Below are 12,489 nucleotides of genomic sequence, written 5' to 3' on the forward strand. Positions count from 1 at the left end.
CCTAAGCAAAGCCCGAAAGAAAATACACCCAGTTAATAAAATAAAGATCCGGGTGTTTTTGGCATCGGCTTACCGAGGTGGCTGAAGGCAATCTGAGTTGCCTCCCTGCCGCGTGAAGTCCTTTTTATATAACCTTCCTGGATTAAGAAGGGCTCATAAACCTCTTCAATCGTACCGGATTCTTCACCCACTGCAGTTGCTATAGTATTCAAGCCTACCGGGCCGCCATTGAATTTCTCAATAATGGTTGATAGAATTTTATTGTCCATTTCATCAAGTCCGTGCTCATCCACATTTAATGCAGATAATCCATATCGCGCCATTTCGAGATCAATGGTGCCGGTTCCTTTGATCTGTGCAAAATCTCTCACCCTTCTGAGCAAGGCATTTGCGATGCGCGGTGTGCCGCGGCTTCGTCGTGATATTTCCTTTGCTCCGTCTTCGGTAATGATGGTATTCAGAATTTTTGCGGAACGGTGAATTATCCTTTTTAATGTTTCTCCATCATAATAGTCCATCCGCGATGTGATGCCGAAGCGGGAACGGAGTGGCGAAGAAAGTAAACCGGACCTGGTAGTTGCCCCAACCAGTGTAAAGGGGTTAAGGTTGATTTGAATGGAACGCGCATTAGGTCCGGTATCGAGCATGATGTCGATTTTATAATCTTCCATCGCAGAGTATAAATATTCCTCAACCACTGTGCTCAAGCGGTGAATTTCATCGATAAACAGCACATCATGATCGCCTAAATTGGTAAGCAGGCCGGCCAGGTCACCCGCCTTCTCCAATACAGGCCCGGAAGTAATTTTAATGTTGACACCTAATTCATGAGCGATGATGTAAGCAAGTGTTGTCTTACCAAGACCCGGAGGACCGTGCAGCAATACATGATCCAACGCTTCTGCACGTTGCTTTGCAGCTTCTATAAAAATTTTCAGATTCTCCACAATTTTTGGCTGGCCTGAAAATTCTGAAAACGCTGATGGGCGCAAGACCTTTTCCACTTCCAGTTCGGATGCATTCAGGTTCTCTTCTTCAGGATCAAGATTGGGATTGCGCATAAGAAAGATTCAGCATCAAAAATAGGAATAAAGAATTTTCGCCTTTAACCCAACTCCGCAAAATTCATTTCAACCAACTAAAACATACGTTCACTTTAAGTGCTATGCCGTTAAAATGGCTGCGGAAAGTAATTGCTTGCCCTGAACATACGTTTTGATAAAATCAAGTAATTTCGAAACATGAAACGGTTGCTTCTTCTGCTGACACTGATCATATCCTTTGATGCTGTTAAGGCATCCATGCTAATGCTGCCCATGGATATGAAACAAACAGACCACCTCAAAGCATATGGCATTGCCTATTGGGTTTTGACTAAAAATGTAAAGGTTGACTGGATGCTGAATTATCGCGGAGGGAGTTTTGCCATACCTTACTTTGCGGAAGCGGAGAATGAATGTGTGGTGAGAGGTGTTACTTACGAGATTGTTCCCGATGCGCAATACAATGTTATCTTATCGTCAATCGCAAATCCAGAGGTGAACCAGGATATTGAAAAGCTGGAAAAACCGCCAAAGATTGCCGTCTATTCGCCAAAAACAAAAGAACCGTGGGACGATGCAGTTACGCTGGTTCTTACCTATGCGGAGATTCCGTACGATCTGGTGTATGATGATGAAGTACTGCAGGGCAAGCTTAGCTTGTATGACTGGCTGCATTTGCATCATGAAGATTTCACCGGTCAGTTCGGTAAATTTTACGCGGCCTATTCCAATGCTGCATGGTATCAAAATGATGTGAAAACAGATGCTGAAACAGCAGCAAGATGGGGATTTGGCAAAGTTTCGCAACTGAAACTGGCGGTAGCGGATAAGGTAAGGGATTTTGTTGCGGGAGGCGGATTTATGTTTGCCATGTGTTCCGCGACGGATTCATATGATATTGCGCTGGCTGCGGAAGGCGTGGATATCTGTGAAAGCATGTATGACGGTGATCCTGCTGATCCATCCGCACAATCCAAACTTGATTTTACAAAATGTTTCGCCTTTCAGAATTTTCAACTTGTGAGGGATCCATTGCAATATGAGTTCTCCAATATTGATGCTACAAACATTCGCCGCGTTCCCATGGATCAGGATTATTTTACCCTGTTCGAGTTTTCTGCCAAATGGGATCCCGTTCCCAGCATGCTTTGCCAGGACCATACCCAAACCATAAAAGGATTCATGGGCCAGACCACAGCTTTCCGTAATGAAGTAATCAAATCAACCGTGCTGATCATGGGTGAAAACAAAGCCGCAGGTGAAGCCCGTTATATCCACGGAGAATATGGTAACGGGACGTGGACTTTTTACGGCGGACATGATCCTGAAGATTATCAGCACCAGGTTGGCGATCCGCCGACTGACCTTGCATTACATCCCAATTCACCGGGTTACAGGCTCATCCTGAACAATGTGCTTTTCCCTGCCGCAAAAAAGAAAAAGCAAAAAACGTAGGTTGTCTTCAACTATCTTTGCGCTCATGTTCAGCCGGTTGTATTCACTTCTCCTGTTATTGCTATTACTCAGTCTGCCATTTACACAACCTGTATCGGCACAGGTTACCGTGAACAGGAAGGAATTTAAATGCACGGATCAACAGATTTTTGCTACTTACGACTTGCTGAAGACAACCCGTAGTTACGGTAATTATGATCCACAGAATGAATGGAGCCAGGAACTTTCATCAGATCAGATCATCAGGAAAAGCGTGGAACTGGAAGGAGGCAGGCAATATGCCATTTTACTGGTTACACGCAAAGATGTTGACGCAACAGGTGTTGAAATCCGTGATCAGTATGGATTTCAGTTGGAATATGTTTACAAGGTAACGGAGCTGGATAAAGGACAGATTAATGTGTTTTACACACCTGATGTTGATGGCATTTACCAGCTGTACTTCCGTGTAGTGGATAACGCGCCTGTATGCTCCTATATGGCTGTTTTAAAGGGTGATTTAGATCCGGAATTCGGTATTGATGAAGATGAGGACGGGAACAGCAAATAAGTTATCCGTATTTACGGTTGTCAGCCATTAATTCCAGAATCGCCATTCCAACCCCAGCTTAAATGACCTGTCCGGCATAGGTGAACGATACACTGCAAAGTAACCGGGCCCGAACATGTCCTTGTTAATATGCTGCATCATTGCAAAAGCCCTTACGCCTTTTACCTGCAACGAAATAAATAAATCAGCCACCGGATAATAATGCAGCTTGCTGAATTGCTGCTGATAAAACTGACCGGTTTCCGGCATATAGGCAGGAGCGAAATAATCATTGTTATAACGTATGTCAATCCCGATCTTGCTGTGCAAGGCGCCCTTAAACAGACGGTTCTCAAAATAAAAACTCTGCCGCAACAGGAATGTCGGAAAGCTCACGACAGTATCGTTGCTGTAAGACTGATATTGCAATTCATTCTCCAGGTGAAATCCCTTGTACACAAAGTTTTTCTGAAGAAAAAAAGAATACGCTTTCAGCACACGATCATACTGCGCCGGCAGTGCATCGCTGTTCCAGTATAAATAGTTTTTGACTGAGAAGAACTGAGCGGATAATTTTAATTTCCATACCGTTTGCTCCCAGGAAACAGAAGCAATAGCAGTATTGTAAGCCGAAAAATTATTGTTCCAGCTGAAATGGTTTGACAAATAGTGTTGCTGAATGTAGGAAGGGTGATTTGATGCGTTTTGCGCATCAACAGTAATGATATTTGATGCACCGGCATGCACATCCATAAGAAATTGCAAACGGAAATCGCCTTGATTTCTGTCGATAAGATTCACTTCACCAGCCAGCTGATATTCCAGTCTTAACCTGTTAACGGAATCAGGCCGTCCTGTTTTGCGTAGTGCAATGCCGGCAATTCCATTTTGTACTTTTTCACCGCCCAGCGCCGACTGCAACGCATACAGATCATGATGTAAATAAAGGTCTGCAGCAAAATTCCTCAATGGCCCGAGATCGCTTTTCATTGTGCGAAACCTGACTTCACTGCTTACACAATCAAACTTTAAGGTGTCTCGTGTAAGAACTGAATCCAGGTAAATATTGGAATAGAAGGCGCTGTCAATAGCTGCATCCCGGAACCTGTAACTGCGTCTTTCCCACTGAACCGATTGCTGCAGCCGCCATTTCGGAATAACCTTTCTATATGTGACGGAATCATTCTTTTTCACGTCAACCTTTTCACCGAAATCAAAACTATGCTGAAAAAAAAGCACATCATTCTTGCCGGTATTCATTGCGCTGTCCAGCAGCACTGGCTGCAACGACTTGTCGAGTAAAGTTGTATCGGTAAACACATCGGTATTTTCCACCCCTCCATTTTCTTCTACCTTCAATGAATTGAGTATGTAGGAAAAATCCAGGTGATAAAAACCATTTTGAGATGCATACCTCGTAAATGCGTCCATATTGGTGATCTTGGTTACCTGCCGCTGATAGAAGCCGTCTGTTCTGTAGCGGTTCAGGCTGACGCCTAAACTCCATTGTGGCAGTATATTCTGGGTGTGAATGAATGAACCCAATACTTCGGCTTTTGAACCTTGTTGATAGGCGACGACAGTGTATGGATGTTTTGAATCAAAATATTTTACAGCATCGCTTTTCAGCCAGTAAAGATCAAACTGATGAAAGCCAATATCAAAAGCGGCATCCGAAGGCGGTAAAAAAAACATCGGTCCGGCGGCGGCACCGATATGCCCGGTATGCAAATATCCAAATGCAGCCTCCGCAGGATGATACCTGTTGAAATAGGTAATAACCGTATCGAGCTGATAATAAATATCAGGATCCTGCATTAAAGAATAACTCGTCCAGGAAGGATTGTAGTTGAAAACGGTGTCTTGCGCGGTGGAAACCTTGGCCAATAAGAGTGTTGACAGGAGCAGTATGCAAACAACGGGTTTATTAAAATTTACCATCTGAACTATCTTATCCGCGGATGCCAACGATAAACTTTTCGGATGAATGGCGACGCGAAAGTGCTGTCGGAAAACGCTTTGTTACTGTTGCTGAATACTTTGAATAACTGGCAGGTTGGCTGCATGCAAATGAATGTTATGATTTATTTTCAAACAACAGTCAATAACTCCCGGAGAATAGTTGCCATGCGGGGTTCTGCTTCCCGTGCCGCATTCACCACTTCCTGATGTGTAACGGACACCGGTACCGGCGGATTGCCTTCATCACAGATCACTGAAATACAAAATATCCTCATGCCCATGTGGTTAGCCACAATCACTTCCGGCACAGTGGACATGCCAACTGCATCGCCGCCAATGATCCGCATATACCTGTATTCTGCCGGTGATTCAAAGTTGGGACCAGTCACACCCACATACACACCTGTGTGGCAAGTTATGGCATGCCGGCGGGCAATATTCAGTCCCTGATCAATCAATGCCTTATTGTACATAGCATGCTGATCCGGAAACCTCGGACCTAATGATTCTATATTTTCACCCCGCAACGGATTATCTGAATTAAGGTTAATATGATCCGTTACAATCATCAGCTCACCAATTTTAATAGCAGGATTCAGTCCGCCGGAAGCATTGGTAACAAACAAATTCACCGCACCCAGCAATTTAATTACCCTGACGGGAAAAGTCACCTGCTGCAGTGAATAACCTTCATAGAAATGAAACCTGCCTTGCATCACAGCCACCTTTCTTCCGTTCCATTCTCCCATACAAAGTTTGCCGGGATGTCCGTGCACGGTGCTTAAAGGGAAATGGGGAATATCCCGGTAGTCAATCACATCCTGAATGTTTATTTCACTCACGATGCTGCCCAATCCTGAACCCAGCACTATGCCGGTTTCAGGAACGATGGTCGTTCGTCGTTTTATATAGGCAACCGCTTCGTCCAGCCTCTTCACCAATGTATCCATTGTGTTCAATTTGTCATTTGCATCCTGATAAACTGAATCATTCATCCTGCCGACTGCCTTCAGTACTTTGCCCGTGATCTTCGGCATTGAATGAATGAACAAATGATCTTATCATTTCATCAAATTGCTTTCTATCTGCTTCAGGAAAAACTGTTTGTACTGGCATGCAATATATTTCAAGTTGATGACTATCGATAAATTCTTTAAATGGTAAAAGCCTGACGGCATCCTTCTCGGTTGTCAAGAGCATCTTATTCCCGCCTTTCATTCCTGAAAACTGCTGATGAATATCTTTCAGTTGCTTCAGGCTAAACGGATGATGGTCTTTGAAACGAATCAGTTGCACCGCAGCTTCTTTGCGCTGCAGACAGGTTACTAATGCATCTGGGTTCGCAATTCCGCAAAATAACAGGACCTGATCGCCGGCTGCAACACCTCGTTTCCTGGTATTATCAAATATATCATAGGGCTCACCATATTGCAAGGTGGAGAAGAACACGGGTTTTGACAGCACAGGTGACAGCTCACGCTTCAATGCTTCACGCTCATTTCCACTCAGTGCAACCGGACATTTTGTAACAACAATTACATCTGCCCTTAATGCTCCGCTTGCAGACTCCCGTAACCGGCCGGCCGGCAATAACCGGTCTCTGGTAAAAAGATGAGCATACTCAGAAAGCAGAATTGAAAATCCGGGTTTAACAGCTCTGTGCTGAAATGCATCATCCAGGATGACAACCTGCAAGCCGGGTTCATCACTCACCATACTCACCAGGCCTATCACTCTTGATTCGCAAACGGCTACCATCACTTGTGGAAATTTTCGCTTGAGCTGCATGGGTTCATCTCCTGTTTCCCTATAACTTAACTGCTGCTCTACTTCCAGGTAACCTTTTGTTTTGCGACGGTAACCACGGCTCAGGACACCGGTTTTATAGGAAGTTGCAAGCAGGGAAATAAGGTACTCCGCCATGGGTGTTTTACCCGTACCGCCAGCGGAAAGATTACCAACGACAATGACGGGAAAAGCGAATGCGACAGACTTTCTGATTCCGAGGTCAAATTGCCTGTTATGCAGCGCCGCTCCGGCTCCATACAACCATGAAAGCGGCAATAATATTTTCTGTAAGAACCTATTCATTGTATATACAAGTGGAGCTCTCAGTACCTAAACAGCAAAACAATCTGAAGACGGAACCTGCTGCCTGTTTTTTTAATGCAACTATCCGTCAAATATGATAAGAATAAAAAGATCACTCTGTTTGCAAACGCTATTTTTGTTCACAAATCTTTAAAGGTGAAATTGTCAGAAATTACCAAGGCCCTGGAATCCTTCGCTCCGCTTAGCCTGCAGGAAAATTATGATAATGCCGGACTGTTAACCGGCAATCCTGAGCAGGATGTACAGCAAGCAATGCTTTGCCTCGATATTACCGAAGAAGTGCTGGAGGAAGCAATTTCCACCGGCTGCAACCTTATTATTGCGCATCATCCGGTAATTTTTTCAGGGCTGAAGAAAATAACCGGCAGTAACTATGTAGAACGCATCATTATTAAAGCCATTCGTCATGATATCGCCATCTATGCAGCACATACCAATCTGGATAACCTGTTACGGGGTGTAAATGCAAAAATCGCCGGCCGGCTCAATCTGCAAAATACTACCGTGCTTACACCTGCAAGGCAGCAACTGATGAAGCTGGTCACATTTGTCCCCGTCGTTCATGCCGATAAGGTGAGAGACGGGCTGTTTGCAGCAGGCGCCGGCAGTATCGGAAACTATGATGAATGCAGTTTCAATACCGATGGAACCGGAACTTTCAGAGGTAATGAGCTCTCACAAGGTTTCACGGGTGAAAAAGGGAAAAGACACTATGAGCAAGAAACAAGAATTGAAGTAATATTTCCTGTATGGCGAAGGCAGCACATACTCTCGGCATTGAAGATGTGCCATCCTTATGAAGAAGTTGCTTATGATTTGCTGCATTTGTCTAATACCTTATATGAGGTTGGGATGGGACTGATCGGTAAACTCCCGGCAGCCATGGAACCTGTTGCATTCCTGAAATTCCTGAAAGAAAAAATGGCAGCCAAAGTAATCAGGCATACCGCGCTTTGTAAAGAAATGATAACTACCGTTGCTGTCTGCGGTGGCGCCGGCAGTTTCCTGCTGGAGGCGGCAAAAAATGAAGGAGCCGACCTTTTTATCACTGCTGATTTCAAATATCACCAGTTTTTTGATGCAGATAAGGATATAATTATTGCAGATATCGGGCATTTTGAAAGTGAACAATTTACGCCGGAGATTTTTGCTGATGTTTTAAGGCAAAGATTTCCTACTTTTGCCGTCCGTTTTACTACTGTTAACACTAATCCAATAAACTATTACTGATGGCAAAAGTGAAAGAAGCTCCAAAAACCGATAATTCGGTTGAAGAGAAATTGAGGGTGCTTTACCGTCTTCAAAAAATTGACACCAAGACGGATGATATTCAGGTGCTGAAGGGTGAACTTCCGATGGAAGTGAAAGATTTGGAAGATGAGCTGACAGGATTGAAGACACGCATTGGCAAGATTGAAGATGAGCTGAAAGAAATGGAAGAAAACATTGCCAGCCGCAAAAACTCAATCAAAGAAGCGGAATCATTAATCAAGAAATACCAGAAGCAGCAGAACAACGTAAAAAACAACCGTGAGTTCGATGCCCTTAGTAAAGAAATAGAACTGCAAAAACTGGATATACAGCTTGGCGAAAAGCGCATGCGAGAAGCAACGGATGAAATGGCCGCAAAAGGTGTATACCTCGAGGCTTCCAAAAAGGCCATCAAGGAAAAGGAGAAAAACCTGAAGCAAAAAAAGGAGGAGCTGGAGCACATTATTGAAGAAACTGATGCGGAAGAAAAAGCGCTCTTGAAAAAATCAAAGGAACAGCAATCGAAGATTGAAGAAAGGTTGTTGCAGGCTTATCACCGTATTCGCAGTTCTTACAAAAACGGCCTTGCCGTGGTAACGGTTCAACGGGACGCCTGCGGGGGTTGCTATAATGCTATTCCGCCACAGACGCAGATGGAGATCCGTCAGCACAAAAAAATCATTGTGTGTGAACATTGCGGCCGCATACTTGTGGATGAGGCTTTGGAAAGCAAGTAATCAAATAAAGCAAATGACAGAATGATTGAAAGGGCTTCGACAGAAGTCCTTTTTTTTGGTTGCTCCGCATCGTGACTCTGCATAAGTCGGGTTGTACTGCTGCTCGCAAATTCCTAATGAGACATCTTTATGATGATGACAAGGAATGAGAAATTATCTTATCTGTTCAGAACAGTGTTTCCGGTTCAGCTGGGAATACTGTTGTTTGTGTATGTGCTGGCGCGTGCCATTTTACTCCCCATCACACACGATGAATCCAATACCTGCCTCACCTATTCAACAATGTCCGTTCATGACATTGTTACTTATGAAAGACCCATTCCCAACAACCATATCCTGAATACACTGCTGATTAAGTTGTCGGCTTCCATTTTTGGCATGCATCCGTTTTCCGCACGATTACCAAATGTGCTTGGGTTTATATTATACTTTACCATCGTTGTGCTCTTTACCCGAAAAGTAACGAACGACGCAATAGTAACCTTCTTCGGCATCTGTGCCATGGTTTGCAATCCTTACCTGCTTGATTTTTTCTCCCTTGCCCGTGGTTATGCGCTATCCATCTCTTTCATGATGACAGGTATCTATTTTGCCTGGCTCTTTCTTCAGCGGCAGAAAGATAAATACCTCGCATTGGCTGTACTATTTGGAATGCTGGCCGTCTATACAAATTTCACCACCCTTAATTTTTATGCGGCACTTATTGCTTTACTGGGTATCGCCACATTTCAAATGAAGCTTCAGATGCGAGGTGAACATAAAAAATGGGTACAAACGCTGGCCAGGCAATGGTTTATTCTCCTTATCGGTTCGCTGATGCTGGCCGGAGCTTCTTATATTCCCATCAGCAAGATGGTCGCAACTGATCAGTTTGTATACTGGGGCACCAATGGTTTTTATAAAGATACGGTACTCACTTTACTCTATGCCAGCCAATACAATGTTCCATATTTCCACCTGCATGCTGAAGTATTCAGCTACCTGCTTGCCGGCATTGTCGGTGTAATGGTGTTTTGTGCCATGCTGCTTCTCATAAAAAACAGGACAGGCTGGTATAAAAACGCACAGGTTTTTTTTATGGCACTTTTCATTTTCACTATCATCGTAAATGTATTGCAGTTTTACCTTGTGCACACACCTTATCTGACTTCCAGAACAGCATTATTCTTTTACCCGCTGATGGCGCTCAATTTTATTTTTTTCGCGGAATGGCTGCGTGCTTATTCACCGCTGTCAAGATTTTATTTTTCACTGCCGCTGACAGCTTTGGCGCTTTTACACCTGTCGAGGTCGGCTAATCTTACATCCTGTTTTGAATGGTGGTATGATGCCGATACCTACAAAGTGATGAATTATTTGGAAAGCGAACACAGGAAAACCAATTTACCAATATCACTCAATTGCAGTTGGTGGTTCTTCCCTTCTCTGAATTTCGACATCGTGACTAAAAATAAAGATTGGATTACATTGGCTCCCTTTCACCAGGATTTTGAACCCAAAAGGGACGCTTTGTATATGTACTATTATACAACCTCAGATGATACGAAACATCTGGCAGCTTCCTATGATACTGTATTATCGTTGGGATGGAATTCACGTTTCCTGATGCGAAAAAAAGAAACGATCAACGAATAATGCAAAACCTCCATTTGAATTTTTCAGCATCCAATTTTTGCATCAATAGCTATTTTCACAGTTACATTTATGTTTAATCTGGTCCCATGAAAAGAATTCTTTTTATTGCTCTGTCATTTGTTTCATTCGCGCAGCTAAGTGCCGCTCAGCAAAGCAATGCACCTGCTAAACCTAAATTGGTGGTCGGCATCGTGGTTGACCAGATGCGTTATGATTACATCTGGAGATTCTGGGATCTCTATGGAGAAGGCGGATTTAAAAAGCTGGTCAATGACGGATTCCTTTGCAGGAACACACACTACAACTATTTCCTGACCACAACGGCGCCCGGGCATGCCTCCATCTATACGGGCACTACTCCGGCTATTCACGGAATTGTCGATAATGGCTGGTATGACAGGGCTTCAGGAGCTGAAATTTATTGCGTAACAGATCCTTCTGTAAATACGGTCGGCAATGAGACCGCCGGTGTTTCAGCTTCGCCTTTCCGGCTGGAAAGCTCTACGATTACTGATGAGTTGAAACTGGTAAGCAAATATTCAAAAGTTATTGGCATTGCCCTGAAAGACCGTGCTGCGATTATGCCGGCCGGACATCTGGCAGATGGCTCCTACTGGTTTGATTCCAAAACAGGTAACTGGATCTCAAGCACCTGGTATATGAAAGCCCTGCCGGAATGGATGCAGCAATTCAACAGATCCCGGAAACCTGATGCTTATCTTTTGAATGACTGGCGCTTGCTGCTACCGCGAAAAGATTACATTATGTGCTCCGGTGATACGGTTCCTTATGAAAGCAGTTTACCGGGCGAAATGCTTCCAGCCTTCCCTCACAGGATGGTAAAAAACAACTATGCACTGATTCCAATATCACCCTATGGAAATACCATGACAAAAGATGTTGCCATTGAAGCGATAAAAGGAGAACAATTGGGTAAACATACAACCACTGATTTTCTTTGTGTCAGCTTCTCCTCCACCGATATCATTGGTCATTCCTTTGGTCCGAATTCATTGGAAACAGCAGATTGTTATGCGAGGCTGGACAGGGATCTTGAAGCGCTGATCAAATTTATTGATGATTACGTCGGCAAAGACAATGTGCTGATATTCCTCACCGCCGATCATGGTGCAGCCTTAAATCCACAGTTCGCCAATGATGAGCAGTTAAACGGAAGATTTACTAACGCCGACAAATTGATGATTGACCTTAACAAGCACCTCTCATCCTTATATGGACAGGATTCCCTGGTGGCCGGTATCGGCAGTCAGCAGATTTATCTTAACAAAAAACGTATCGCTTCCGCCAAAATATCAGAAGCTGCTATAGCCGGCAAAATTCGCGATTACCTTATTCTGCTGCCAGACATTTTGTGTGTGTGCGCGCCAGATTATAACATTAATGACTGCTCACCATATGTACAAACCACCATCATGAATGGTTTTCAACCTGCCAGGAGTGGTGACATTCTTTACTCGCTTTCACCGGGAACTGTTGACTGGCATCTTACTACCGGCACTTCACACGGTACCGTTTATGCTTATGACAATCATGTGCCGCTGATCTGGTATGGCTGGAAAATAGCACATGGAACATCTGCCGATGCGACAGTCATTCCGGATATTGCACCAACTATTTCAAATTGGATGAATATCTCCTTTCCATCAGGCTGCACAGGCAAGCCCATTACAGGCATTCTTATGAAGTGATTTTCAGCATGTGTTTTGAAACCGGATTGCTGAAGAATCAACAGTTTGATCTCTGT

The 12,489-nt window shown here is 43.9% G+C and carries 10 protein-coding genes; 6 read left to right on the forward strand and 4 right to left on the reverse strand.

Annotated features, from left to right (window positions below; translation table 11 throughout):
• Positions 1-32: 32 nt before the first annotated feature.
• The gene (ruvB, locus tag K1X61_06740; GenBank protein MBX7108324.1) at positions 33-1,061 is read right to left on the reverse strand and encodes a Holliday junction branch migration DNA helicase RuvB; all 1,029 of its coding nucleotides are present in this window, start codon (positions 1,059-1,061) and stop codon (positions 33-35) included.
• 180 nt (positions 1,062-1,241) lie between these two features.
• On the opposite strand from ruvB, the gene K1X61_06745 reads away from it, so the two are divergent.
• Positions 1,242-2,498, forward strand: coding sequence for a hypothetical protein (locus tag K1X61_06745; GenBank protein ID MBX7108325.1), 1,257 nt, complete (start codon positions 1,242-1,244; stop codon positions 2,496-2,498).
• A gap of 1 nt (position 2,499) precedes the next feature.
• Complete coding sequence (locus K1X61_06750; protein ID MBX7108326.1) at positions 2,500-3,048, forward strand: hypothetical protein; 549 nt, start codon at positions 2,500-2,502, stop codon at positions 3,046-3,048.
• A gap of 27 nt (positions 3,049-3,075) precedes the next feature.
• Here K1X61_06750 and K1X61_06755 read toward each other — a convergent pair whose 3' ends face one another.
• The 3 genes from K1X61_06755 to lpxK all read right to left on the reverse strand — a co-directional run bounded on the left by K1X61_06755 (position 3,076) and on the right by lpxK (position 7,080).
• Positions 3,076-4,968, reverse strand: a complete 1,893-nt coding sequence (locus K1X61_06755; protein ID MBX7108327.1) for a putative porin — start codon at positions 4,966-4,968, stop codon at positions 3,076-3,078.
• 149 nt (positions 4,969-5,117) lie between these two features.
• Positions 5,118-5,939 (reverse strand): purine-nucleoside phosphorylase, encoded by an 822-nt coding sequence (locus K1X61_06760; GenBank protein ID MBX7108328.1) that lies wholly within the window; start codon positions 5,937-5,939, stop codon positions 5,118-5,120.
• Positions 5,940-5,976: 37 nt separating this feature from the next.
• Positions 5,977-7,080, reverse strand: a complete 1,104-nt coding sequence (gene lpxK, locus K1X61_06765; protein MBX7108329.1) for a tetraacyldisaccharide 4'-kinase — start codon at positions 7,078-7,080, stop codon at positions 5,977-5,979.
• Positions 7,081-7,236: 156 nt separating this feature from the next.
• On the opposite strand from lpxK, the gene K1X61_06770 reads away from it, so the two are divergent.
• The 4 genes from K1X61_06770 to K1X61_06785 all read left to right on the forward strand — a co-directional run bounded on the left by K1X61_06770 (position 7,237) and on the right by K1X61_06785 (position 12,433).
• Positions 7,237-8,331 carry a Nif3-like dinuclear metal center hexameric protein gene (locus K1X61_06770; GenBank protein MBX7108330.1) on the forward strand — a complete coding sequence of 365 codons (1,095 nt, stop codon included), beginning with the start codon at positions 7,237-7,239 and terminating at the stop codon, positions 8,329-8,331.
• Positions 8,331-9,089: a hypothetical protein gene (locus K1X61_06775; protein ID MBX7108331.1), complete on the forward strand. Its 759-nt coding sequence runs from the start codon at positions 8,331-8,333 to the stop codon at positions 9,087-9,089. The genes K1X61_06770 and K1X61_06775 overlap by 1 nt, the downstream gene beginning before the upstream one ends.
• Before the next feature lie 132 nt (positions 9,090-9,221).
• Positions 9,222-10,724 carry a hypothetical protein gene (locus K1X61_06780; GenBank protein ID MBX7108332.1) on the forward strand — a complete coding sequence of 501 codons (1,503 nt, stop codon included), beginning with the start codon at positions 9,222-9,224 and terminating at the stop codon, positions 10,722-10,724.
• 86 nt (positions 10,725-10,810) lie between these two features.
• On the forward strand, positions 10,811-12,433 hold the full coding sequence (locus K1X61_06785) for an alkaline phosphatase family protein (protein ID MBX7108333.1): 1,623 nt from the start codon (positions 10,811-10,813) through the stop codon (positions 12,431-12,433).
• Positions 12,434-12,489 lie beyond the last annotated feature (56 nt).

Source organism: Chitinophagales bacterium (genome assembly GCA_019694975.1).
GTDB lineage: Bacteria > Bacteroidota > Bacteroidia > Chitinophagales > UBA10324 > JACCZZ01.